Here is a 22,592-nt window from a genome sequence, read left to right as displayed (position 1 = left end):
AAAAACAGGAGTGTGAATGTCTTTTGGGAGACTTGCCTCTGAATCAAATGATGATATTAGTCGTTTTGCTTATGTTATCAGCGTTCTTTTCATCTGCTGAGACAGCCTTTTCAAGCGTAAATAAAATTCGTTTAAAACATTACGCTGAGAAAAAGTATCGAGGAAGTAAAAAAGCGCTGCATATTGCTGAACACTTTGAGCAGACGCTATCGACAATTTTAGTAGGAAATGTTGTCGTAAACATTGCTGCGTCCTCTTTGGCAGCTAAAATTGCCCTCGATGTGTTTAAAGGAAACCTAGCACTTGTGATTAGTATCATCGTTATGACCATCATCATTTTGATTTTTGGTGAAGTCTTACCGAAATCGTTAGCGAAAGAGCATGCCGAATCTTTTGCGCTGATGATTTCTTCCTTGTTATTTCTTATTATTAAATTATTAACCCCGATTTCCTTCTTATTTTTACAGGTGAGAAAAGGAGCTTCTCACTTGTTAGCGTCTGCTCCCACACCAACGATCACAGAAGATGAAATTAAAGTGATGGTAGATTTAAGCGAAGAAGAAGGAACGATTAATAATATTGAAAAAGAGCTAGTTCATCGTTCACTCAATTTTAATGACATTGTGGTGGGGCAAATTTTAAAACCTAGAATAGATGTCACAGCAGTTGACGTAAATGCTGATATTGATTCGGTTTGTCAAATGTTTCTTGAAGAGAGATATTCGAGAGTCCCTGTATACGAAGATCATATTGATAACATTATTGGCATTTTATCAGAAAGAGAATTTTTAACCTGTTTAGTCCAAAGAAAAGAGATTTTTATTCGTGATTTGTTGAGACAACCTATTTTTGTAGTAGAATCCATGAAAATATCTGTACTATTGCCAGAGCTCCAAAAAAGTAAGGTTCACATGGCAATTGTAGTTGATGAGTTTGGGGGAACGGCCGGTCTTGTGACCTTAGAGGATATATTAGAAGAAATTGTAGGAGAAATTTGGGATGAACATGATGAAGCTGTTAAGTATGTACACCAGATAGGGGAAAAGGAGTACGAATTTAACGCAGACATCCCTATTGATGAATTTTTAACCTATGTAGCAGTTAGTTCTCCTGACAGTACGTGCCATACCTTAGGGGGATGGATATATGAGCAGTTTGATCATATTCCTGCTAAAGGAGACTTTTTCTCATATGAAGAGATATTGTTTACCATTAAGGAAGTAGAAAATCGACGCATTCGCAAAGTTTCCGTAAAATCATTTGCGAATAAGAATGAGGAAGCTGATTAAAAGAAATTAGAAAGCGCTCCAAGAGATCTTGGAGCGCTAAAGCCATAATATGAAATTAGTTAATATTAGTACTTGCCGCCTAAGTTTTGCTCAGCTAATTGTACTAAACGTTTTGTGATTTCGCCACCAACAGATCCGTTCGCACGAGCTGTTGCATCTGGTCCTAAGTTTACACCAAACTCACTAGCGATTTCGAACTTCATTTGATCGATAGCAGCTTGAGCACCAGGAGCTACTAACTTGTTTGATGAATTTCTGTTTGATGCGTTTTGATAATTTGCCATGTGTATTCATCTCCTCGTTAGATAAAATAGATTGTAATGGTTGAGTTAGCTGGAGTTGAACCAGCCGAGCAGATACATCGATTAGACCTGCTTGCCTACCGCGGCGTAACTCAATGTTTGCGAGCTGTTGTGCTCGGTTGTTACTAGTATTATGGCGAAAGGTAAAAAAACATATACATAGAAAATTATTGGTAATTTATAGAAATTTTTGTGTGGAGTTTGATAAAGAGTAAGAGAGTTTTATTCCGTGCATATTATAGGTACATATTGATCAGGTAAAGCGAGGTGTGCGGATGTCGATTTGTTCCTTATGTAATGGGTTTAGTGATGTACAAATGACGTGTAAAGCATGTGGAGAAGTGCTAGGGGATATGGGAAAAGTCAGCGATTATTTTGATGATTACAGTGCTTACATGGAAATCGATCAGTTAAAAGTAGAAAATGGGTATCCTAGTGATTTAGCAAATCACCAATGTATTCATCTCTTTTATTGCTCTACTTGTCACAGTGAGGAATTGAAGCAAATACAGGAATAAAAAAAGACCCCTAAGGGTCTTTTTTATTCGTGTTCAGCACGGATGCGCTGTTCAGATTCTGCATCAAAGAAATGTGCTTTGTTCATATCTAATGCTAAGTCTAGAGACTGAAGCGGTTTAATATCTGTTCTTGAATCTACGCGTGCTACAAAATCTTGTCCGCCAAGTTTAGAATAAAGCATGGTTTCAGCTCCCATTAACTCGGATACATCGACTTTAATGGTAACTTTTGTGCCGGGTGAAGATTCAATAAATACAGGCTCATCATGGAAATCTTCAGGACGGATGCCTAAAATAATTTGTTTATTTAAATATCCTTGCTCGCGAAGTATTTTCATTTTACCTTCCGGAACTGCAAGAAGAGAATCGCCTACTTGAACCTTTCCGTCTTTTAACGTTCCGGTTAAGAAGTTCATAGCAGGAGAACCAATAAACCCGCCTACAAATACATTTTCAGGTTTTTCATATACTTCTTTTGGTGTACCAACCTGCTGGATAATCCCATCTTTCATAACAACCAGACGAGAAGCCATTGTCATTGCTTCGGTTTGGTCATGTGTTACGTAAATTGTCGTTGTACCCAAACGCTGGTGAAGCTTCGCAATTTCAGAACGCATTTGCACACGTAATTTCGCGTCTAAGTTTGATAAAGGTTCGTCCATTAAGAAGACCTTAGCATCACGAACGATTGCACGACCTAGAGCTACACGCTGACGCTGTCCGCCGGATAATGCTTTTGGCTTGCGCTCTAAGTATTGCTCAAGTCCTAAAATACGAGCGGCATCTTTTACGCGGCGTTCGATTTCATCTTTTGGTAATTTACGAAGTTTTAAGCCGAAAGCCATGTTGTCATATACGCTCATATGCGGATACAATGCGTAGTTTTGGAATACCATTGCAATATCGCGATCTTTTGGAGCAACGTCATTTACACGCTTGCTGTCAATATAAAAATCACCTTTGGAAATTTCCTCTAGCCCTGCAACCATACGAAGCGTTGTCGATTTCCCGCAGCCTGAAGGCCCAACAAATACAATAAATTCTTTATCTTGAATGTGAAGGTTAAAATCTTTTACCGCCGTCACATCTTTATCATACATTTTATAAATATGTTCTAAACGTAATTCAGCCATTTCCATTTCCCCCTTGTATGTACTCTGTGAAACCGTTTTCTTAACTCTAGTGTAATTTTTTTTAATGAAACGGTAAATGGCAAACATGCACAAAAAAAAGAAAGAGTTTTCGTGCACTATTTACGAAAACCCTTTCATTTTATTTTTTATCCTGCGAATTTTTTAACGCAAGAATAGCTAAGTAAGCAGACACAGCTCCCGTGAAGTGTTTGATATCAAGGTGTGTGCGATCAATAAATTTCTCAATTCTATACTGCAAGCTGTTGCGATGCATGTACAATTTCTTAGCAGCAAGAGATACGTTTAAATTACATTCTAAATAAACTTTAATCGTTTCTAAAAGATCTCCATCATCTTTTACTAAGTCAAGTAAATGTATCATATGATTTTGGATTGCCTCTGAAGACTCTTGCAGAACCAAATGGGGTAAAACGTCGGTAAAATGGATAACATGGTTTTGTTCGACTGTATGCTTAATTTGATAAAACCATTTCTTTTCACGCTCAAAAATTAATCGCGGTGAAGACGGAAAAAAGTGAATTTGTCCTTCAAAGAACTGAATTGAAGTTTCAAAATCATGACATAGCACCTCGATAGAATCTGATAAATTTTCAGTTAAGTCATTAGGATCATCAAAGGTTTCGATAACGATACCTGATTGTTTATCAATCCACAACACAGTAATCGAGGTAGAATACAAGGCGTGAAGCGCATTTTCAAACTCTATTTTTTGTTCAAACAAACGTTTAATTAAAAACTGGGTAAAGCGAAAAGAATGGTGCGTATGATGAGAGTGAATGACTTTTTCAGGTGCTTTAAATAACAGGTTTGACCAATACAATTGTTCTGGCGTCAGGAAAGAAACTTCCTCATCATAAGGCGTTAAAAAAGCAGAAAGTAATGCCTGCTCTTTTTGAGACAAAGCCGTGTGTTCAATTCCAATGAAGCCTTCATCACATGAAAACCATTTGTATCGTTCAAATTGAGAAGGGATTTTAGCCTTAATCATTTTATCCCCAAATAGTGTGTGCAGCTGTTTCATCTGTGCTCGTTCCCTTCGGTGAAAGCTTACTATTCATAAACGTGAAAAAGCATAAGCTCATGAATATAATCAATTAATTGTGTTTCATCTATTTGATTAGAAAGCGCAGTTTTCCATACAATTTGTCCATCTTTTAAATAATCAGCCTCGTAATAAACCCGATTCATATAAAACGAGATGTGCCAGCCCGGCATTCGATTATTTTGATACAGTGGTTTAACCTGAAAATGTGCAACCATAAAGAAAATCTCCTTTCTCAAGTAGTTATTATAAGCTTACCATGAGAAAAGGAGATGAAAAATCATTTAATCTAAAAATTTTGTTAATTTGTAAAATATGTTGCATATGTGTTTAGCACCTTGCGTTTGAATGTCTGTTTCATCAAAAATCATCGGTTTTGCATTCACTTCAAACAGATAATAATGACCTTGGACTGACTTTGCCATATCAAGAGAAAATTCTTCAATGAGAGGGAAGGACTTTTGAAGGACTTGCCCGCACGTATTTACAAAAGACGAAAGAAAGGAAGTATCTACTTCATCTTCAAGATCTTGAGAAGGTGAAATGCTTCCGCCGTTTAACGTATGTGTTGTAATGGAGTGATAGGGACTATGTCGAATACCGACGCCGCTAATAACATACCGGCTATCTTTGTGATGCGCTAAAATACGTAAGTCATAGCGCCGGTCTTTGAATGGCTGCGTCTCAATTGCTTCTTGAATGAGATAAGCAGACCTGGGAAGGTCAATTGCTTGTAAAGAAGAAAATTCTTCTTTGCGTGTATGATCTTGATAAATAATCGTATGCTTATCGGAAGATAATCGGAAAATTCCAGCGCCTTTACTGCTGTTAATAGGCTTAAAATAAAGAGAAGAGTGTTTTTGCAGAAGCTTAGCAATATCAATTTCTGGTGTTAAACGATAGGTTTTAGGAAGGTGAGAAGATAATAGTGGATGTTTTGAAAATAACTGATACACTTTCCATTTTGAAAAAAAAGCGGAATTAAAAAGGGGGATGTGCCTGCTTTTTATTTTTTTGTGTAAAGATTTCAGCTTTTTGGTTTCTGATTTTCTTCCTGGATAACGATTATATATAACGTTTGGCAGCGGCAAAGTTGTTTTGATCCACTGCTTTTTTGCCCCGTCAAAGCAATACCCTTCAAAGAAGTGATGAGACATTGTTTCTTCAGCGAATAAAGCAAGAAGCCCGCCTTTCTCTTGCAGGGTATGATGTAAGAGTTCTAATAAAGGACGCTGTTTTACATTCAGTTTTTCCAAAACAGCTTTGTTCGTTAAAACTCCCACAATAGGACCTGCTTTTTCTCCTTTTAAACGAAGAAAAGCTTGAGTAGGAGAAATGCTTTGAGTAAAGGGAAGTTCAATTTCTTGAACTCCCCATGTGTAAGATGCTGAAGGATTATTATGAAACCACTGCTGCTTTTCTTTGTGATAGTAAATTGTAATCATATGCTGATGCCTTCAGGTGTATTTAGATAGTATCCAGATAAGTAAATCGCATATTCTAGAGAAAGTTTTCTAGTTTGTTGATCTGCTTTTCGTAAGGCAGGGTGTGAAAAAATAGAGCGACCGGGCTTAGAGTTAGCTTCAAACAGCCACACGTTTCCTTGATAATCCACTCCAAAATCGAATCCAAGCTCTCCAATTAATCCGTTCAACTCCTGTTCAAGTATATGACTAATTGAGATAGCGGCATCTTTTAGCTTATTTTCAATTTCTTTTTTGTAAGAAGGGTTAGTGAATATTTTGGCTGTAGCTTCAATTTCTCCGCCGTAATCAAGATGCGTAGTGATGCTGTTGGGACCGGCTACTTTAGCAGCTAGAGCAGTAAGCACCCATTGGTTATTCCCGTCTTTATTCGTATGCACGCGAAAGTCTACACAGCGCTTTTCTTTTTTGATTAATGAAATACCTTGCTGAGCAATGTATGAAGGATTAGTAAGTAAATATTCAAATTCTGATAATAGTTCCTCCAAGGTTTCTTTTTCTTGAACATGAAGACCTTTTTCTCCTTTGTAAGTCAGCGTGTACATGGAATCCTTAAAAGATAGGGTATAAATGCCGCGGCCTAAGCTTCCGTTTTTCGGCTTTAAATAAACGGTTTGATGAAGAAGCAGAAGTTTTTTTATTTGCTCACACGAAGGACTTTCAACCGTGTAAGGTAACAAATAGGCTGTCTGCTCGTTCAGTTTTAAAAGCTCATGAATTTCCCACTTGTTGAAAAAATCAGGATTAAAAAATGGAATGCCGTAATCAGTCATCATCTTTTCTTTAATGAACTTAAAAGGAGCTAACCCCTCTGTTTTTCGATTTGGCAAACGGTTATATACAACGTTAGGAAGCGGGACTTCATGCTGTGTCCAGCCGCTTTCTTCGTAAAAATAGCCGTTTATGGTCCCGGTTTCCCAGTTGATATGATGAGTTCCAAAAATAAAAGGAAGTCCCCCTGTTATACTTGCAGTAGAAAGAAGTTTAGCTAAGTGAAGGGAACGCTTTCCAATTGGCCGCAGCAGAGAACCAGTAAAACCAGCTGATAACACACCAATTAAAGGTCCTAAGTGAATGGTCTCATTCACAATAATAGGGTGCATCATATGAGCGAAAGGAATTTGCAGTTTTGTCATTAGCTCAGCTGAAATCTGAATTTCTTCACATTCTGAAGATTGTATAAGGCATGGAGCTGTCATTGTTCCAAAAGCTGCTTGTTTCAAGGAGTCTTTGTAAAGAGATGCAGGAACAGAAAGATCGCATCCTAGCTGCTCTACTACAACAAGGCGAGTAAGAGTTTTTTTCATAGCATTACTCCTTACGATACGATAGTGTGTTAGCTAAATAGATGCAGTAAGACAGGACATTTTTATACATGACTTCTTTTTGTTCAGGAGCTGTCTCCATTACGATTTTTCTTCCTGGTTTCGAATTTAAATCTAGAATCCAGATGCTGAAGTCTCTCGAGATACATAAATCAATACCTAATTCAAAAAGAGAAGGAAAATGATTTTCCAGCACGGACGGAATCGTTTTACAAATGGTGTTGATTTCATCCATTACATATTGACGGTGAACGCGAGGGATGCGAGGCAGCAAGTTCTCAAAAGGTACAATAGAGGCTCCTGAACTTACATTTGTTACGATGGAGTCTCGTTCACCTTGTCTAATTCCTCTTCCAATTTCTTTCCAAGCACCATCGTTTCCTTTTTGTAATAGCAGTCTTATATCAAAAGGAGTGCGCTCATAAGGGAAAAATGAAATATGGGGCTGAGCAATATACAATACATCACGGGTCGTTTTCGTAAACCAGTTCTTAAACTCCTGAAAAGAGGAAAATAGAATGGTGTTTACAATGTCATTTTGTTGATAAGAAGCTTCAATTTCACGTCCACGCTGTCTTAATTTCACAATTCCTTTACCTTGTGAACCGTTGGCAGGCTTAATCATTAGGCTATCATTTGTTCGAAGCAGCTGAACAAGCTGCTCTACACTTTCGATTGGAGTGGTAGGAGGAATATATGAAGATAAATAGCTATCTTTTTTAATGGCTTCATAGACATCTAGCTTATTGGGCAATCCATGGCCTAAAAATGTAACATCTTCCCGCTGTTTAAGCCAGTTTACAATAGGGCGAGCCTTATTAGACAGCGAGTCTTTTCGATAAAAGCAGCGATCGTAAATAAACGAAGGAAGTAAAAAGGAATCTTCTATCCATTTCTTTTGTTGTAAATCGTAGCGGAAGCCTTCAATATTTTCGGTGTTAGGATGAATGTTAAAAGGAGTAAAACGGTATATTTCAATTGAAAACTCAGAAGCATGTTTAGCAATTTCGGTCACATACTCCACTTCTTGCTGTGGGTGAATCGTTAAAAAGCCTAATGAAATCATCGTAAATCCTCCTTGGCAAATTGAAAATTCGTTGCATGCAGACAATAATCAAGCAGTGCTTTTGTTGAGGGACGAACAGAGGAAGCGCTTGAATCTAATTGTTTGGAAGGTTTGACATTTACTTCAATAATCCAAGGCTTTCCTTCTTGATCAATCGCTAAATCAATACCAAATTCTGCATAAAGTTCAGACGGGTGAGAAAGCTGTGTGCAAATTTCAATCGCAATCTCTTTTAAAAGTGAAAGGATATGGCGCGTCGTTTTTGAATCATAGAGCTGAGTTAAAACTTGATGAGAAGGATAAATATCCCCTCCACGGGCAAGATTTGAGACGAAATTGCCGGGTTTTGATACACGCGTGACAATGGACGTGATTTTCCACGTCAAGTCGTCTTTTTTATGGCAGAGAATGCGGAAATCAAAAGGGCACTGTTTGTATGTCTGCAGTGAAATTCCTTCTTGGATGAGAAATCCTTGTCTTTTTAATTGACTATAAAGCGTTTCAAATAAGTCATAGAGAGATTCATATTCTTTTTCATACGTCTGTGTAAACGTTGTATAGTCTAAAATATACTTCTCTTTCTTTGAAATTTTAAAAATATTTTTTCCTTGGCTACCATGAACAGGCTTCAGAAAAACATCGTCATGAAGTTCCAAAGCGTCAAGAAGATCTTGACGTGAACGAAGCTGATACGTTTTTGGCAAATATGGAAGCAAGTGTACAACATCTTTAAGCTGTTGAAAAACCGTCCATTTATTTAAGTAGCGTGCGTTAAAGAAAGGAACGTCATGCTCTTTCAAAAATGTTTTAAAGGTTTGAAAATCAGCGCTTTGCTCGGTTTTCCTGGCATGAATCCGGTTGTGTACGATTCCCGGAAAGGGAACGTCTGAATAAACCCATCGATCACCGCGATAAACATATCCTTTAGGGGACAATGACTTCACGTCGCTCAATTTGCTCACATAGCAAAAACACCCTAACTCCTTGCAAGCTTGAACAAATTCCTTACAAAATACAGAAATGGAGCCAAAGGGTTCTTCATCTTCTCGAACTTCTGTTACGATGCTAATCACGGGTCCCATCCTAAACGTGTTCTCTTCGTAAATGCCTCTCAGCTGATGCGTTTCATACGGAAAGCAAAAGTCTGCAAATAGAGCTTCCGACATCATGAAGCAGCATTCTCGATGCTGAAAAACAGTGGCTTTGACTTCTTTCGTGATGGAGCCTACTGTTAACGTAAACTCGTGCTTGCATTTCACACGTGAGAACAGAGCAGAACTAATGTAAATGTCGTCGTTCATATGGTTCTCTAGTGGTTTTAGAGAAATGGTAAAAGTATTCATAAACGAATCCTCTTTTTCTTTCCTTTAGTAGGCGAATGCTGATATATACTATGAGGAATTAGCCCAATCTGTGAAGAGAATTTATCGTTTTCTGAGAAAATAAAGGTCTTAAGCTGAATTTTATATAATAATTTGTTATAGTTAGGGAAGTCAAGAAATTATAGAACTGAATTAGGAGGAACTTAACGTGTCTGTAAACTTACATGATGTAGCAAATGATTTAGAAAAAGCAATTCGTCAAAGCGACGATTACACAAACTTAAAAAACTTATATGCAGCAGTAAACGCTGATCAAGGTTCAAAACAATTATTTGAGCGTTTCCGTACAATGCAAATGGAGCTGCAACAAAAGCAAATGATGGGCCAAGAGATCACTGAAGAAGAAGTTCAGCAAGCTCAACAAACAGTTGCAATCGTTCAACAAGATCAAAATATCGCGAAGCTAATGGAAGCTGAGCAACGTATGAGCATGGTAATTGGTGAATTAAACAAAATTATCATGAAGCCACTTGAAGAACTTTACGGTGCGGCTGAATAAGAGATAGAGAAAAGAGGAAAAGAGAAATCTTTTCCTCTTTTTTTATGCGGAAATTCCTTCTAATTGTGCAGTTCTGCTCATAAGCTTAGTAACAAGGCTACACATGCCGACTATCATGAAAAGGTCATTTATAACCGTATCCTAACGGATTAGACATCTATGAAAGAAGGGGTTCTCATATGGCTTATCGATTGCTAGCGTTGAATATTGATGGAACCATTTTAAATAGCCAAGGGCGCGTTACAAAAGAAACGAAAGACGCAATTCAATTTGTGAAAAATAAAGGGGTTTACGTTACATTAGTAACAAACAGGCATTTTCCGTCTGCTAAAAAAATTGCTCGATCGCTTAAAGTTCATCCAGCAATGCTCATTACTCATAGCGGTGCCTTTATCGGAACATCGATAGACAAACCGATACTAGATAAGAGAATTAGCGAGGAAAAAACATTTAATCTCATTCAGCTTTTTGAAAATTTTAATTGTCATGTCCGCATTTTGCATGAAAGGTTTTCAATTGGAAATCGTGTAAAGCTTCCTAATAATATTGTAGCTAAAAGCGTGTTAAAAACGGGAGAACCGCTCTTTTATCCCGTGCAGTTCGTAGATTCATTAGGAGATACGCTTCGTGATGAACCTGTTTCTACTCCAAAAATAGAAGTGTATTTTGCAGATCGTAGAGAAAAAGAATACGCTGAGCAAACAATTGCCAGTGCAGTTCCGGATATTGAATGGTTTTCGTATCCAAATGAAAATAGATGCTATATTACGCCAAAAGGAGCCACAAAAGCTGCCGGCGTTCGTTATGTAGCAAATCGTCTAGGGATACTGATGGAAGACGTAGTAGCCATTGGAAATTGCTATGATGATGTAGAAACGATTGAACACGCGGGAATGGGTGTGGCCATGGGTAATTCACCAACGGAATTAAAAATGCTTGCGGATTGGGTTACTCGTTCTAATAATGAAAATGGTGTAGCATATATGGTGAAAGAATTATTTAGAAAGCAGCAGCGTCTTGGTTATCTTCATCAAATTGACAGCTTTCGTTTAAAATAAATAAAAGTATGTTAGTTGAAGGGAAATCCGAACGAAGAATCCAACTCGTTCGGATTTTTTTCATTGGTAGGATAAACGTCAGCTTCACGTATGTAGCTGTTTCTAACTGTTGATTGAAGGGCAAGGCGAAGACTCCTGCGTAAATCAACAGAAGTGTAACAAGCAATTCATATGAGCTTATTTGTCCCATTTGTTCGTCTGTAGGTTGAATTAATGTAATTATGGTTCAACTTCTTTTTCCGTTTGTTTCCTGTCCGCATATTCCCTTGAGCTGAGCACCTTGACCGGACATACGTAGGTTTTGTAAACTGATTACTTAGATAGAATTGATTTGAAAGGTGATTATATTGAACATTTATATAAAAGGTATAGAAGATGAGCGTTTTTTACGTCCGCTTCACCGAATTTCAGATTTGTTTTTTGAAGAAAGCAACGTCTCCTTTGAGGATGATAACGAAGCTCAGCTGAAGGTCGAAGTAGAGCTAAAAGTTCATGAAGAAATTTATGCGAAAGCAGTGCTGCATGATGCTGCAACGGACAAGGTGTTTACAGAAGAGCTTTCTAAATCGTTTACGCCGTATGAAACAGAAAAAGAAAAATTTAAGCAAATAAAAAATGTGGTGCTTCGCGTCTACTTATCTGTGTTGCAGGAGTATACAAACATTGTTCAAAAATGGGGTATTTTAACCGGTATACGTCCAACGAAGTTGCTTCATATGAAACTGCAGTCAGGCAAAAGTAAAGAACAAGCACATCGTGAGCTAAAGGAAGAATATTTAATCACTGATGACAAAATTAATTTAATGCAGCATATTGTGGATCGTCAACTAGCAGCTATTCCCGATTTACATGAGTTAAAGAACGAGGTAAGCATTTATATAGGCATTCCGTTTTGTCCGACGAAGTGTGCATACTGTACATTCCCAGCCTATGCGATTAACGGACGTCAAGGATCCGTTACGTCATTTTTAGGCGGCTTGCATTATGAGATGCGTGAAGTAGGGAAATGGTTAAAAGACAATGATGTCAAGATTACAACCGTCTATTATGGCGGAGGCACACCAACGAGCATTACCGCTGAAGAAATGGACATGCTGTATGAAGAGATGTATGAATCGTTCCCTGATGTACAAAATATCCGTGAAATTACGGTAGAAGCAGGAAGACCCGATACGATTACGGAAGAAAAGCTAGCTGTTTTGAACAAATGGAATATTGACCGGATTAGTGTAAATCCGCAGTCTTATATTCAAGAAACTTTAAAAGCTATTGGACGTCATCATACAGTTGAAGAAACGATTGATAAATTTCATCTTTCTCGAAAAATGGGGATGAATAACATTAACATGGACTTAATTATTGGGCTTCCAAATGAAGGTGTAGAAGAATTTCAGCATACGCTAGACGAATCTAAAAAATTGCTTCCTGAATCTTTAACTGTTCATACGCTATCGTTTAAACGCGCGTCGGAAATGACTCAAAATAAAAGGAAATACAAAGTAGCAGATCGCTATGAAATTGGTAAAATGATGGATTTAGCGACTGAGTGGACTCAAGAACAAGGATATGAACCTTATTATTTATATCGCCAAAAAAATATTTTAGGTAATTTAGAGAACGTTGGATATTCATTCCCTGGTCAAGAGAGCCTGTACAATATTATGATCATGGAAGAAAAGCAGACGATTATTGGCCTTGGGTGCGGGGCATCCAGTAAGTTCGTGCATCCAGAAACAGGCATTATTACAAGGTTTGCGAATCCAAAAGACCCAAAATCGTACAACGATGGATTCGAGCACTATACGCAAGAGAAACTCAAGATTTTAGATGAATTGTTTAGGAAATAAAAAGGTCACTTTTTAGTGATCTTTTTTATTTTCAGCAGGGAAATGTCGGAATCTGTTGAATATATAAGAAAGTTGTAAGCGTTTTCTTATTATGACGATGCGAGGTGCCGCTTAATGATGAATGTACAGTTAACCGTACCATCTATGATGGAAAGAGCTGAAAAGCTGTTTGGTAAAAAAGAAGTGGTTTCTAAATCTTCAAAAGGGATTCAACGTTTAACTTATAATCAGTTAATAAAACGGACTCGGCAGCTCTCTAGTATGCTAGAACGAATTGGAGTGAAGCGAGGAGAAAGAGTCGGAACGTTTGCATGGAATCATCATAGACATCTGGAGGCTTATTTTGCTGTACCGGGAATAGGCGCTGTGCTTCACACAATTAATATCCGGTTAGATTCTGAGCAAATTGTATACATCATTAACCATGCACGCGATAAAGTCATTTTACTTGATGAATGCTTTTTACCTTTATTTGAAAGCATTCATCAAAGGCTTCCACATGTTGAAGCCTATATCCTTATGTCAGATGAAGGTGAGCTGCCAGAAACAGAGTTGCCAGTGTATCATTACGAAAATTGGATTCAGCAAGGGGATGCATCGCATTCCTTTGTTCAAGATTTAAGCGAAGAAGAACCAGCAGGTCTTTGTTATACCTCTGCTACTACAGGAGAGCCAAAGGGCGTTGTATATTCTCATCGCGCTATTTATTTACACTGTATGGCGCTAGGGCTTGCTGATAGTGCTGGATTATCAGAAGGTGATACCGCTATGCCTATCGTTCCAATGTTTCATGTAAATGCATGGGGAATTCCTTTTGCTGCGGTCTGGTTTGGAACAAAGCTCGTGCTGCCGGGTGCTTTTTGTACCTCAGAGACGATTGCCTCTCTGATTGAACAAGAGAAAGTAACTCTTGCTGCAGCAGTACCTACCGTTTGGTTAAATTTTTTACAAGAGTTAGAAAAAAAAACTTACTCAGTTGATAGTTTGCGGGCTATTTTATGCGGCGGATCAGCGGCCCCAAAAAGCGTCATTCGAGAATTTCAGGAAAAATATCAAATTGAATTTATGCATGCATACGGAATGACGGAAACAAGCCCTGTTGTAACCGTCTCCCGCTTAAAAAGCTATCAGTACAGCGAAGACCCTGAGTATCAGCTCAGCGTAAAAGCGAAGCAAGGTTTCTTAGTTCCTGGCGTTGAAATGAAAGTAATAGGTCAAAATGGAGAAGTTGCTTGGGATGGAGTGGAAATGGGTGAGCTATTACTAAAGGGGCCATGGGTAGCTTCTGAATATTACAAGGATAAAAGAACAGAAGATACGTTTAAAGACGGCTGGCTGTATACGGGAGATATTGTGACGGTTGACGAAGAGGGAACGATCAAAATTGTAGACCGAACAAAAGATTTAATTAAAAGCGGAGGAGAATGGATTTCGTCTGTTGATTTAGAAAACGCGCTTATTGCTCATGAAGCTGTTTTTGAAGCCTGTGTCATAGCAGTCCCTCATAAGGTGTGGCAAGAGCGTCCAGTTGCTTGTGTCGTGTTAAAAGATTCATATAAAGGTGTCGTTTCGTCAGAAGAGCTGCTCAAATTTTTAGCGCCGCAGTTCACAAAATGGTGGCTTCCAGATGACATTTTATTTATGGATGAAATCCCAAAGACAACGGTCGGAAAGTTTTTAAAACGTACGCTTCGTGAACAAGTCCTCAATCATTATCAGAAAGGGTGAGTAAATATGACCGTCGAATTAAAAGTAGTAGAACTAGTTTTGCAAGAACGTGTCGCCACAATTTCGTTTAACAGGCCGGATGCGTTAAATGCATTAAACCAAGAAGTGCTAGAGCAGTTTATTCAATGTTTAAAAGTTGTCGAAGAAAGTGAAGTGGACTTCTTAGTAGTAAAAGGAAACGGAAAAGTGTTTTCAGCAGGGGGAGATATTAATATGATGATGTCACCTTCACAATCAGAACGTTTTGAGCAGGTGATGGATTTAATTAATGAAGCCGTGCTGACTTTATACAGCCTGCCTCAAATGACGATAAGTGTACTGCACGGTGCGGCAGCAGGGCTAGGGCTCAGCATTGCGCTTGCTTCTGATTATATTATTGCAGAAAGACACACGAAAATTGCAATGAACTTTATCGGCATTGCTCTAATTCCAGACGGAGGCGGTCACTTTTTACTAGAAAAGCGCATCGGTTCTCATCGTGCGAAACAGCTGATTTGGGAAGGAAAGACATTAAAAGCAGAGGAAGCTCATCAATTTGGCATAATTGATGAAATAAAAGAAGGAGATTTGGCGAAGCGTGTAGAAGATTATCTCTCATATTGGCTAAAAAAACCTTCACGTGCTTTGAAGGAAACAAAGCGAATTTATGTGGAGACATCTATTTCACAATTAAAGCAAGTGCTTGCGCTTGAGAAAAGAAGTCAGTTTGCTATGAGCCAAAGTTCGGATCATAAGGAAGGTGTACGTGCGTTTCTGGAAAAGCGAGCGCCTGTTTTTAATCAAAGTGAAAAAGATATTTCCGAAAATTAAGTGAACTAGTTTAAAAGCCAATATTTTTGTCTATCATATTGATAGAGCATGTTTAAAAGTTGCAAAACAGTGGTAACACAAGATAATGTAGAAACTAATGAGGTGATTGGAAATGAACAAAACAGATTTAGTAAACGCAGTGGCAACAAAATCAGAGTTAACAAAAGCAGATGCATCTAAAGCAGTTGACGCATTACTAGAAACAATTTCATCAACGCTAGGTGAAGGTGAAAAAATTCAGTTAATCGGCTTCGGTACATTTGAAGTACGCGAGCGTGCTGCTCGTACAGGCCGTAACCCTCAAACGGGTGAAGAAATGCAAATTCCAGCATCAAAAGTACCGGCATTTAAAGCTGGTAAAGAACTAAAAGAAGCTGTAAAGTAATATAAAACGCCGGAAAGCTAAACCTTTCCGGCGTTTTGTATTAACGATGAAATAATACAAGTTTTCCGCTAGAGCTAACGCATCGATGTGTTTTTTCTAAATAGGCAAGCTCTTCTAACTTTTTGGTGCCGATCGTCTTTGCTTCTGTTTCAGAAGCTGCTTCGAAGCTTTCATCTAATAATTTTTCTCCAGTCTTTTCAAAAGCGGTTAATGTATAAGTACTCATAAAATCTACTCTCCTCTTATAGTATAATTGTAAGCGTATTCAACATATTTCTCGTCTTATTCCTCTAAATCCTGCTAAGGTTTACAGATATCATTTTTTTCCATACAATAAACATAGGTTTATTTACAAAGGAGGAATTAAATGTCTCTTTCTATCCGTGAAGTTTCAAAAAGGTACGGTGAATTTACAGCTGTAAATGAACTATCCTTGCAAATTCCAAAGGGTGAAGTGTTTGGTTTTTTAGGTGCAAACGGTGCTGGCAAAACAACGACGTTTCGAATGATTTTAGGGCTCATTGAACCAACCTCAGGTCACATCCAATGGAATGATAAATCTTTAACTTACAGTAGAAGTCATCTAGTTGGTTACCTTCCAGAAGAAAGGGGATTATATCCGAAATTAAAAGTCAAAGATCAGCTTGTTTATCTAGGACGGCTGCGCGGGATGAAAAAAGCTAAAGTGCTGCAAGAAATGGAGCGCTGGTTATCTCGATTTAATATTCCTCAATATGCTTCAAAAAAAGTAGAAGAGCTATCCAAAGGAAATCAGCAAAAAATTCAATTTATCGCTTCCGTTATTCATCGTCCCGAGCTGCTTATTTTAGATGAACCTTTTAGCGGCTTGGATCCTGTAAACGTAGAGGTACTAAAAGAAGCGGTACTTGATTTGAAAAAACGCGGGACGACGATTGTTTTTTCAAGTCATCGAATGGAACATGTGGAAGAACTTTGTGAATATTTATGTATTATGCATCATGGTACGCCTGTTGTATATGGAAGACTGCCGGAGATCAAGCGTTCATTTGGTAAGAAAAACGTCATTATACATGGGAAAGGTCCGTTTGAGAGAATTACGGAGCTTGAAGGTGTTGTAAAGGTGAAAAAAACGGTTGAAGGCATGATTGTTCAAATTCAGCATGAATCCGTATCGCAACTCATTTTTCAAGAACTTAAACATTTTTCATTTGTATCTAAATTTGCAGTGGAAGAGCCTTCATTAAATGATATTTTTATTGAAAAGGTAGGTGCTTCCTATGAATAAATTTTGGGTCATCGTTTTTCATACATATCTTAATAAATTAAAAACAAAATCTTTTATTATTACGACGATTATTACTGCTCTTATTCTAGTTGCTCTTACAAATATGGAGAAAATTATCGACGTTTTTAATTCAGACGATAATGGCACAAATGTGGGTGTCATCTATGAAGTGGAAAGCGTATATACGTTGTTCAAACAAAATGTAAATGCTATGGATTCAGACATTCATTTAAAAGAATTTACGTCTGAGGCTAAGGCAAAGCAAGCGGTAAAAAGCGGGCAGCTCGATAGCTATTTACTTTTATCTTTAAACGATAAGCAGCTGCCTCAAGCTGTGTACAAAGCTAACTCTTTGGCCGAATCAAATCTTTCGTCTACCTTAGAACAGGCGGTACAGCAAACAAAAGTGGCTATGGCTACAGTGAAAATTGGTTTAGAAGAAAAGCAAATTGATCAGCTTTACAGCCCTGTTTCATTTGAAAAAGAAGCGTTAGTTGAAAATGCCAAAACAGAACAAGAGCTAAATCAAGCAAGAGGTCTTGTGTATGTTCTGCTGTTTGTTATTTATTTTGCCGTTATCATGTATGGGAGCATGATTGCGATGGAAGTAGCTACTGAAAAATCATCCCGCGTTATGGAGATCCTTGTATCGAGCGTATCACCTATTACACAAATGTTTGCTAAAATTATTGGAATTGCACTGCTCAGCTTAACACAGCTTGCAGTGATACTGAGCGTGGGCTACACATCGTTAAAAGCCAGTGTGGAAACAAATCATAACGGCATCTTTTCTTATCTCGGATTTAATGATGTTCCGCTGACTACATTCGTGTATGCATTTGTCTTTTTCATATTAGGGTACTTTCTTTTTGCTACGCTCGCGGCTTTTTTAGGTTCTCTTGTAAGCCGTATTGAAGATGTACAGCAAATGATTACGCCCATGACCCTTGTGATTGTGGCCGCTTTTTTAATTGCTATGTTTGGACTTGGTGATCCTGAAACCACAATCATTACGGTCACATCTTTTATCCCGTTTTTTGCTCCGATGATTATGTTTTTGCGTGTAGGTATGTTAAATGTTCCTATGTGGGAAGTGAGTGTATCGATAGGGATTTTGGTTGTGACGATTACTGCTTTAGCTATATTTGGTGCCCGTGTGTATAAAGGAGGAGTCCTTATGTATGGTCAATCTACCTCTTTTAAAGATATTAAAAAGGCGCTGCAGTTAACGAAAAAAGAAACATAAAGAAGTGAGAGGCTGAGACAAAAGTAGATTAGTTGAAGGGAGGTCCGGACGAACAATCTAGATTCTTGATGGAGAATCCAACTCGTCCGGATTTTTTTATTGGTATGGTGACCATAGTTTGCATGTATGTAGTTGTTTCTAGCTGTGTATTGGAGAGCAAGACGAAGACTCCTGCGGAGAAAGCGGAAGCGACGAGGAGGCTCAGCGGCTGCCGGAAAGAGAAGTCTTGCACGGAAATCAACAGCGGTGCCTCAAGCGATTCATACTAGCTCCTTTATCCAATCTGTTTGTCTTTAGAATGTATTGATTTTGTTGTGTCATAATCTCATCTCTTATGAAAAAGCGTCTACCCGTGCATTCGGTGCCAAGCGATGGTAAAATGAAATGTAAAGAGCTGTAAATAAGCGGACGAAGCGATAAGAGCTTTGCTATCAAATACATAGAATGAAGTGGTAAGGAGGAAAAGGGCATGACAAAAGGAATTGCTCAATACGAAGTAGGAGAGCAAGTTGATCTTTATTTTTTAATTAAATCCTCAACGAGAGGAATTGCAAGCAATGGAAAACCATTTTTAACGGTAATCCTACAGGATAAAACAGGTGATATTGAAGCCAAGCTGTGGGATGCATCCCCAGATGACGAGGAAAATTATGCTGCTCAAAAGATTGTGCGAGCTGCTGGAGAAGTAATGAATTACCGCGGGCGCAACCAGCTGAAAATACGCAACATTCGTCCTGCGCAGCCCCAAGACGGAGTGCGCACATCTGACTTTTTAGAAGTGGCGCCTTTATCTCAAGAAGAAATGGTGGAACATATTACAAAGAGTATATTTGAAATGAAAAATTCAAATGTCCAGCGCATTACTCGCCATTTGTTTAAAAAATATCAAACGGAATTTTTAGAATATCCGGCAGCAACTAAAAATCACCATGAGTTTGTATCGGGGCTTGCCTACCATGTGGTGTCTATGCTGAAGCTGGCTGAGTCATTTTCAACCCTTTATCCAAGCTTAAACCGCGACTTGCTGTATGCTGGAGTTATTCTTCATGACCTTGGCAAAGTATTTGAACTTTCAGGTCCTGTTTCGACGATATACACAGTCGAAGGGAACTTGCTTGGCCATATCTCGATTATGGTGAATGAAATTGGAAAAGCGGCGGAAGAATTAGCGATTGAAGGAGAAGAGGTCATGCTTCTTCAGCACCTTGTATTATCGCATCACGGTAAGGAAGAGTGGGGAAGTCCGAAAAAGCCGTTAATTAAAGAGGCTGAGATGCTTCATTTGATTGACAATGTAGACGCTAAAATGAATATGCTGGACCGAGCATTAACAAAAGTGAAGCCTGGTGAATTTACAGAGCGTATTTTTGCACTTGATAATCGTTCATTTTATAAACCAACGATTGATTAAAAAGGTATAAGTCTTTCTTCCTTCGCATATAGTGGTTGTAAATAACTGTGATGGGGGATCAATATATGGTGACACTACCAATTTGGATTTATTTAGTTGTAGCAGGCATTTTCTTTAGTGGATTTATGGCAATTCGTGCTGCACAACATGATAAGCAAGTGGATGATTCGTTTATTGAAAAAGAGGGACAAGTCTTCATCGAAAGAATGCAAGTGGAAAAAGAAAGACGCAACAGCGATTCTATCTGATTATATAAAAGAGCCTGTCACATGAGTGACAGGCTCTTAGCATTACTGCTGAGGAGTTTCTACGCCAGATTGACTATCTGTCGCACCTTCTTCGAAAATTGGTTTTACATTTTTATCTTTGACTTCCACTTTTGCTTTATCAAGCTCTTTTTGAATCTTCTTGTTCGCTTCTGCTTGATCTACTTTTGAACGTTTGATTTGCTGCTCAAGTTCGGGTTTCTTTTTCTCAAACGATTCTACTTTCTTTTTATCGACTAGTTTAATGATATGGTAGCCGTACTCTGTTTTGATTGGTTTACTTACTTCACCTTTTCTCAGCTTGTAAGCCGCTTCTTCAAATTCTTTAACCATTTGGCCTTCACCGAAGTAGCCTAAATCGCCGCCGTTAGCTGCAGACTGCTGATCCGTTGAATATTCTTTTGCTAGACTAGCAAAGTCCTCGCCTTTTTTGATTTTCGCTTCTACTTCGTTTGCTGTCTTTTCGTCTTTTACTAAAATATGACTTGCGCGAATTTGAGGTTTTTGAGCTTTATATTCATCATAAGCTTTTTTCAGTTCTTTGTCCGATACCTTAATGCCTGCCGTAGCAGCTTTTTCACGGAGAATATCAACTTTTAGCATATCTTTGACTTCTTTTTCGCCTTTTTGCTTAATAACTGAATCCACCTGATCACCGTATTGTTCTCTTAGAATGTTCAGCTGCTGATCAAGCTCTTTATCCGTTACTTTATATTTTTTACTCAATACTTTTTCTTCGGTAACGCTTCGTACGAGTGTATTAAATTGGTCTTGTCCGATTGTATCTTTCATTTGCTTATACAAATCACCTTGAGTGATATTGCCTGCTTTTGTTTCTACAATTACTTTTGAAGAATCGTTTGCATTTGAAGCATCATTTCCCCCACTGCATGCTGATAAAGCAACGAGGCTGGCTGCCGTTGTTAGTGCAACTAAGCTTTTTTTCATACGTAAACACTCCTACTCATCATTTTTACTTATGTAGCTTGACTCAAGATTTACTATATCACATTTCCTGATGTTAGCAAATGAAGTTAAAACCACGTAAATTTACATTTATTTTCCACTAAGCATGGAGTGATTATACGCTTATGATGGCTTTTTTATAAAGCGTTTTCAAAATGGTGGACAAACTCACAGAGTAATCTCCAAACGAGAAGCAAGAGAAATAAATTATGGAGTTTGGGCTAAAAGCCTAGACGTTTTTTGAGCTGATGCATAAGATGCAGTATTAGTAAACAAAGGGGGTGCTCAAATGAGCGGATGCGGATATGGAGGCGGTTTTGCACTATTAGTTGTACTGTTTATCTTATTAGTCATTGTTGGTTGTGCATGTTACCACTAGGAAACAGATGAATATAAAAGGAAAGGGGCGATAGATATGGGTTCTTACGGATGCGGATACGGCAGTGGATTTGCTCTATTAGTCGTATTATTCATCTTATTAGTTATCATCGGCGCTAGCTGTTTTTGCTAAGCCTATAAAAAAGCGGTGAGACATCTCACCGTTTTTTATGTAAATGATACTTCAATATAAGATGAAACTAATAAAATGGTAATTAATACATTAATCGTACGAAAAACTTTAGGCTGTTTTTCAGCTGGAATTTCTTTTTGAATACACAATGTATTTGTTAGTGCATTGATGTAGAATAAAATGAATAGTGCAAATACAATAAAGAATATGTACATAAAAATCCCCCTAACAAAATCAGTGTGACGAAGACAAAAAGTCTTATAGTCATTTATATAGTACAGCTTTGTATGAATTTACAAATATCTATATTAACATTACCAAAAAAGCGGTAAAATAGATAGTTATATATACAGTTGAACAAAGAATTTCAAAAGGTATTTACACAGAAATGCGGTTTTTATTTTATAAAGGGTAGTTAAGAAGTTGAGAAATAGGTTTTAAACGAAATAGCAAAGTGAATGGATAAGAAATGAGTAACAATCAGCCATTGTGCAAAAGGATTGTTAAAAAGGACAGAGGGATTTATATTAATATATGCAGTGAGTACATAATCAGTATATGAAAATCTTTATACGGTGCTACTCAAACAGGAAATGTGATTGACGAAGAAAGAATTATTTGGAAGAACATGAATGAATCATGTACAATATGGAGTAGAGATATATGAACGTTGAAGGAGTAGGGGAAGCGGATGGAAACTTTAGAATCTCGAGTATCACGTTTAGAATATTACATAAAACTGTTATCTGGGACATCTGAACAAGAAGCTAAACCATTTATTGATTTAGTGGTAAGAAATCAGCTTACAAAGAAGGAAGTAGAGGAAATTTTAATTCTGTGTGAAGATACAAAAAACGAATATATTGAGCAAAAAGCGGAAGGCCTAACAGACTTTGTTCCGCTTCTTACACAATTTGTTGGTATGCTGAATTATAAATTAACTCCTAGAGAGACGGTCGAATCGCTTCGTTATCAACCTTCTTATCAAGATGTGATGAATGAATTTTTTGAAATTATTCAATGGATAAGGGACTAA

The 22,592-nt window shown here is 37.9% G+C and carries 26 protein-coding genes and 1 tRNA gene; 15 read left to right on the top strand and 12 right to left on the bottom strand.

Going from position 1 to position 22,592, the window contains the following annotated elements; translation table 11 throughout:
* Positions 1-23: 23 nt before the first annotated feature.
* The gene (locus tag ACXAE4_RS25020) at positions 24-1,289 is read left to right on the top strand and encodes a hemolysin family protein (protein WP_028412572.1); all 1,266 of its coding nucleotides are present in this window, start codon (positions 24-26) and stop codon (positions 1,287-1,289) included.
* Between the two features lie 65 nt (positions 1,290-1,354).
* Here the strand turns inward: ACXAE4_RS25020 and ACXAE4_RS25015 are convergent, their stop codons facing one another.
* Together ACXAE4_RS25015 and ACXAE4_RS25010 are read right to left on the bottom strand one after the other, a co-directional pair.
* Entirely contained in the window at positions 1,355-1,573 is a 219-nt protein-coding gene (locus tag ACXAE4_RS25015; RefSeq protein WP_013055290.1) for an alpha/beta-type small acid-soluble spore protein, read from the bottom strand.
* 37 nt (positions 1,574-1,610) lie between these two features.
* A tRNA-OTHER gene (locus ACXAE4_RS25010) sits at positions 1,611-1,686 on the bottom strand.
* Between the two features lie 180 nt (positions 1,687-1,866).
* Between ACXAE4_RS25010 and ACXAE4_RS25005 the strand changes: the two genes are divergently transcribed.
* Positions 1,867-2,109 carry a hypothetical protein gene (locus ACXAE4_RS25005; protein ID WP_034268022.1) on the top strand — a complete coding sequence of 81 codons (243 nt, stop codon included), beginning with the start codon at positions 1,867-1,869 and terminating at the stop codon, positions 2,107-2,109.
* A gap of 23 nt (positions 2,110-2,132) precedes the next feature.
* Here the strand turns inward: ACXAE4_RS25005 and ACXAE4_RS25000 are convergent, their stop codons facing one another.
* The 7 genes from ACXAE4_RS25000 to ACXAE4_RS24970 form a co-directional block, all read right to left on the bottom strand.
* Positions 2,133-3,242 carry an ABC transporter ATP-binding protein gene (locus ACXAE4_RS25000; protein ID WP_025752961.1) on the bottom strand — a complete coding sequence of 370 codons (1,110 nt, stop codon included), beginning with the start codon at positions 3,240-3,242 and terminating at the stop codon, positions 2,133-2,135.
* Positions 3,243-3,381: 139 nt separating this feature from the next.
* Positions 3,382-4,284 (bottom strand): PucR family transcriptional regulator, encoded by a 903-nt coding sequence (locus tag ACXAE4_RS24995; RefSeq protein ID WP_028412570.1) that lies wholly within the window; start codon positions 4,282-4,284, stop codon positions 3,382-3,384.
* A gap of 29 nt (positions 4,285-4,313) precedes the next feature.
* A complete protein-coding gene (locus ACXAE4_RS24990) occupies positions 4,314-4,523 on the bottom strand; it encodes a YheE family protein (RefSeq protein ID WP_028412569.1) in 210 nt (69 codons plus the stop codon).
* Positions 4,524-4,589: 66 nt separating this feature from the next.
* Positions 4,590-5,750 (bottom strand): YheC/YheD family endospore coat-associated protein, encoded by a 1,161-nt coding sequence (locus ACXAE4_RS24985; protein WP_098112845.1) that lies wholly within the window; start codon positions 5,748-5,750, stop codon positions 4,590-4,592.
* Positions 5,747-7,096 carry a YheC/YheD family endospore coat-associated protein gene (locus tag ACXAE4_RS24980; RefSeq protein WP_047751686.1) on the bottom strand — a complete coding sequence of 450 codons (1,350 nt, stop codon included), beginning with the start codon at positions 7,094-7,096 and terminating at the stop codon, positions 5,747-5,749. The genes ACXAE4_RS24985 and ACXAE4_RS24980 overlap by 4 nt, the downstream gene beginning before the upstream one ends.
* A 4-nt stretch (positions 7,097-7,100) precedes the next feature.
* A complete protein-coding gene (locus ACXAE4_RS24975; protein WP_028412566.1) occupies positions 7,101-8,180 on the bottom strand; it encodes a YheC/YheD family endospore coat-associated protein in 1,080 nt (359 codons plus the stop codon).
* Positions 8,177-9,523 (bottom strand): YheC/YheD family endospore coat-associated protein, encoded by a 1,347-nt coding sequence (locus tag ACXAE4_RS24970; RefSeq protein WP_165573920.1) that lies wholly within the window; start codon positions 9,521-9,523, stop codon positions 8,177-8,179. The genes ACXAE4_RS24975 and ACXAE4_RS24970 overlap by 4 nt, the downstream gene beginning before the upstream one ends.
* A 187-nt stretch (positions 9,524-9,710) precedes the next feature.
* Between ACXAE4_RS24970 and ACXAE4_RS24965 the strand changes: the two genes are divergently transcribed.
* From ACXAE4_RS24965 to ACXAE4_RS24940, 6 genes are all read left to right on the top strand, one after another.
* Complete coding sequence (locus tag ACXAE4_RS24965; RefSeq protein WP_013055299.1) at positions 9,711-10,061, top strand: YlbF/YmcA family competence regulator; 351 nt, start codon at positions 9,711-9,713, stop codon at positions 10,059-10,061.
* Between the two features lie 179 nt (positions 10,062-10,240).
* Complete coding sequence (locus ACXAE4_RS24960) at positions 10,241-11,119, top strand: Cof-type HAD-IIB family hydrolase (RefSeq protein ID WP_475237166.1); 879 nt, start codon at positions 10,241-10,243, stop codon at positions 11,117-11,119.
* Between the two features lie 344 nt (positions 11,120-11,463).
* Positions 11,464-12,966, top strand: coding sequence for a coproporphyrinogen III oxidase (locus ACXAE4_RS24955; RefSeq protein WP_182029536.1), 1,503 nt, complete (start codon positions 11,464-11,466; stop codon positions 12,964-12,966).
* Positions 12,967-13,080: 114 nt separating this feature from the next.
* Complete coding sequence (locus ACXAE4_RS24950) at positions 13,081-14,694, top strand: long-chain fatty acid--CoA ligase (protein ID WP_289578712.1); 1,614 nt, start codon at positions 13,081-13,083, stop codon at positions 14,692-14,694.
* 6 nt (positions 14,695-14,700) lie between these two features.
* The gene (locus ACXAE4_RS24945; protein ID WP_154974284.1) at positions 14,701-15,504 is read left to right on the top strand and encodes an enoyl-CoA hydratase; all 804 of its coding nucleotides are present in this window, start codon (positions 14,701-14,703) and stop codon (positions 15,502-15,504) included.
* A 112-nt stretch (positions 15,505-15,616) separates the two neighbouring features.
* Positions 15,617-15,889, top strand: coding sequence for an HU family DNA-binding protein (locus ACXAE4_RS24940; protein ID WP_013055305.1), 273 nt, complete (start codon positions 15,617-15,619; stop codon positions 15,887-15,889).
* Positions 15,890-15,929: 40 nt separating this feature from the next.
* Here ACXAE4_RS24940 and ACXAE4_RS24935 read toward each other — a convergent pair whose 3' ends face one another.
* A complete protein-coding gene (locus ACXAE4_RS24935; RefSeq protein WP_154974286.1) occupies positions 15,930-16,115 on the bottom strand; it encodes a YhzD family protein in 186 nt (61 codons plus the stop codon).
* Positions 16,116-16,256: 141 nt separating this feature from the next.
* Between ACXAE4_RS24935 and ACXAE4_RS24930 the strand changes: the two genes are divergently transcribed.
* The 4 genes from ACXAE4_RS24930 to ACXAE4_RS24915 all read left to right on the top strand — a co-directional run bounded on the left by ACXAE4_RS24930 (position 16,257) and on the right by ACXAE4_RS24915 (position 20,061).
* Positions 16,257-17,156 (top strand): ABC transporter ATP-binding protein, encoded by a 900-nt coding sequence (locus ACXAE4_RS24930; RefSeq protein WP_154974288.1) that lies wholly within the window; start codon positions 16,257-16,259, stop codon positions 17,154-17,156.
* Positions 17,149-18,402, top strand: coding sequence for an ABC transporter permease (locus ACXAE4_RS24925; protein ID WP_098999425.1), 1,254 nt, complete (start codon positions 17,149-17,151; stop codon positions 18,400-18,402). The genes ACXAE4_RS24930 and ACXAE4_RS24925 overlap by 8 nt, the downstream gene beginning before the upstream one ends.
* Positions 18,403-18,871: 469 nt before the next feature.
* Positions 18,872-19,813: a 3'-5' exoribonuclease YhaM gene (gene yhaM, locus ACXAE4_RS24920; RefSeq protein WP_013055309.1), complete on the top strand. Its 942-nt coding sequence runs from the start codon at positions 18,872-18,874 to the stop codon at positions 19,811-19,813.
* Positions 19,814-19,878: 65 nt separating this feature from the next.
* Complete coding sequence (locus tag ACXAE4_RS24915) at positions 19,879-20,061, top strand: sporulation YhaL family protein (protein WP_013055310.1); 183 nt, start codon at positions 19,879-19,881, stop codon at positions 20,059-20,061.
* Between the two features lie 42 nt (positions 20,062-20,103).
* Here ACXAE4_RS24915 and ACXAE4_RS24910 read toward each other — a convergent pair whose 3' ends face one another.
* Positions 20,104-21,027, bottom strand: a complete 924-nt coding sequence (locus tag ACXAE4_RS24910) for a peptidylprolyl isomerase (RefSeq protein ID WP_154990716.1) — start codon at positions 21,025-21,027, stop codon at positions 20,104-20,106.
* Between the two features lie 307 nt (positions 21,028-21,334).
* Between ACXAE4_RS24910 and ACXAE4_RS24905 the strand changes: the two genes are divergently transcribed.
* Both ACXAE4_RS24905 and ACXAE4_RS24900 read left to right on the top strand, forming a co-directional pair.
* Positions 21,335-21,424 (top strand): YjcZ family sporulation protein, encoded by a 90-nt coding sequence (locus ACXAE4_RS24905; protein ID WP_074682953.1) that lies wholly within the window; start codon positions 21,335-21,337, stop codon positions 21,422-21,424.
* 36 nt (positions 21,425-21,460) lie between these two features.
* Positions 21,461-21,556 (top strand): YjcZ family sporulation protein, encoded by a 96-nt coding sequence (locus ACXAE4_RS24900; protein WP_016762974.1) that lies wholly within the window; start codon positions 21,461-21,463, stop codon positions 21,554-21,556.
* 35 nt (positions 21,557-21,591) lie between these two features.
* On the opposite strand, the gene ACXAE4_RS24895 is transcribed toward ACXAE4_RS24900, so the two are convergent.
* Positions 21,592-21,771 carry a hypothetical protein gene (locus tag ACXAE4_RS24895; protein ID WP_013055312.1) on the bottom strand — a complete coding sequence of 60 codons (180 nt, stop codon included), beginning with the start codon at positions 21,769-21,771 and terminating at the stop codon, positions 21,592-21,594.
* 476 nt (positions 21,772-22,247) lie between these two features.
* On the opposite strand from ACXAE4_RS24895, the gene ACXAE4_RS24890 reads away from it, so the two are divergent.
* Positions 22,248-22,592, top strand: a complete 345-nt coding sequence (locus ACXAE4_RS24890) for a DUF1878 family protein (protein WP_013081673.1) — start codon at positions 22,248-22,250, stop codon at positions 22,590-22,592.

The sequence above is a fragment of the Priestia sp. ABM2_011 genome, from assembly GCF_056158845.1.
Note: the sequence above shows the minus strand (reverse complement) of the source record. Positions and strands in the feature narration are given on the sequence as shown.

Excerpts from the sequence above, each read along its gene's own strand:
- ACXAE4_RS25015 (WP_013055290.1), bottom strand. The coding sequence starts at position 1,573 with ATGGCAAATTATCAAAACGCATCAAACAGAAATTCATCAAACAAGTTA.
- ACXAE4_RS24945 (WP_154974284.1), top strand. The coding sequence starts at position 14,701 with ATGACCGTCGAATTAAAAGTAGTAGAACTAGTTTTGCAAGAACGTGTC.
- ACXAE4_RS24900 (WP_016762974.1), top strand. The coding sequence starts at position 21,461 with ATGGGTTCTTACGGATGCGGATACGGCAGTGGATTTGCTCTATTAGTC.
- ACXAE4_RS24910 (WP_154990716.1), bottom strand. The coding sequence starts at position 21,027 with ATGAAAAAAAGCTTAGTTGCACTAACAACGGCAGCCAGCCTCGTTGCT.
- ACXAE4_RS24990 (WP_028412569.1), bottom strand. The coding sequence starts at position 4,523 with ATGGTTGCACATTTTCAGGTTAAACCACTGTATCAAAATAATCGAATG.
- ACXAE4_RS24895 (WP_013055312.1), bottom strand. The coding sequence starts at position 21,771 with ATGTACATATTCTTTATTGTATTTGCACTATTCATTTTATTCTACATC.
- ACXAE4_RS24890 (WP_013081673.1), top strand. The coding sequence starts at position 22,248 with ATGGAAACTTTAGAATCTCGAGTATCACGTTTAGAATATTACATAAAA.
- yhaM (WP_013055309.1), top strand. The coding sequence starts at position 18,872 with ATGACAAAAGGAATTGCTCAATACGAAGTAGGAGAGCAAGTTGATCTT.
- ACXAE4_RS24980 (WP_047751686.1), bottom strand. The coding sequence starts at position 7,096 with ATGAAAAAAACTCTTACTCGCCTTGTTGTAGTAGAGCAGCTAGGATGC.
- ACXAE4_RS24940 (WP_013055305.1), top strand. The coding sequence starts at position 15,617 with ATGAACAAAACAGATTTAGTAAACGCAGTGGCAACAAAATCAGAGTTA.
- ACXAE4_RS24960 (WP_475237166.1), top strand. The coding sequence starts at position 10,241 with ATGGCTTATCGATTGCTAGCGTTGAATATTGATGGAACCATTTTAAAT.
- ACXAE4_RS25005 (WP_034268022.1), top strand. The coding sequence starts at position 1,867 with ATGTCGATTTGTTCCTTATGTAATGGGTTTAGTGATGTACAAATGACG.
- ACXAE4_RS24970 (WP_165573920.1), bottom strand. The coding sequence starts at position 9,523 with ATGAATACTTTTACCATTTCTCTAAAACCACTAGAGAACCATATGAAC.
- ACXAE4_RS24975 (WP_028412566.1), bottom strand. The coding sequence starts at position 8,180 with ATGATTTCATTAGGCTTTTTAACGATTCACCCACAGCAAGAAGTGGAG.
- ACXAE4_RS24925 (WP_098999425.1), top strand. The coding sequence starts at position 17,149 with ATGAATAAATTTTGGGTCATCGTTTTTCATACATATCTTAATAAATTA.
- ACXAE4_RS24950 (WP_289578712.1), top strand. The coding sequence starts at position 13,081 with ATGATGAATGTACAGTTAACCGTACCATCTATGATGGAAAGAGCTGAA.
- ACXAE4_RS24985 (WP_098112845.1), bottom strand. The coding sequence starts at position 5,750 with ATGATTACAATTTACTATCACAAAGAAAAGCAGCAGTGGTTTCATAAT.
- ACXAE4_RS24905 (WP_074682953.1), top strand. The coding sequence starts at position 21,335 with ATGAGCGGATGCGGATATGGAGGCGGTTTTGCACTATTAGTTGTACTG.
- ACXAE4_RS24915 (WP_013055310.1), top strand. The coding sequence starts at position 19,879 with ATGGTGACACTACCAATTTGGATTTATTTAGTTGTAGCAGGCATTTTC.
- ACXAE4_RS25000 (WP_025752961.1), bottom strand. The coding sequence starts at position 3,242 with ATGGCTGAATTACGTTTAGAACATATTTATAAAATGTATGATAAAGAT.
- ACXAE4_RS24935 (WP_154974286.1), bottom strand. The coding sequence starts at position 16,115 with ATGAGTACTTATACATTAACCGCTTTTGAAAAGACTGGAGAAAAATTA.
- ACXAE4_RS24930 (WP_154974288.1), top strand. The coding sequence starts at position 16,257 with ATGTCTCTTTCTATCCGTGAAGTTTCAAAAAGGTACGGTGAATTTACA.
- ACXAE4_RS24995 (WP_028412570.1), bottom strand. The coding sequence starts at position 4,284 with ATGAAACAGCTGCACACACTATTTGGGGATAAAATGATTAAGGCTAAA.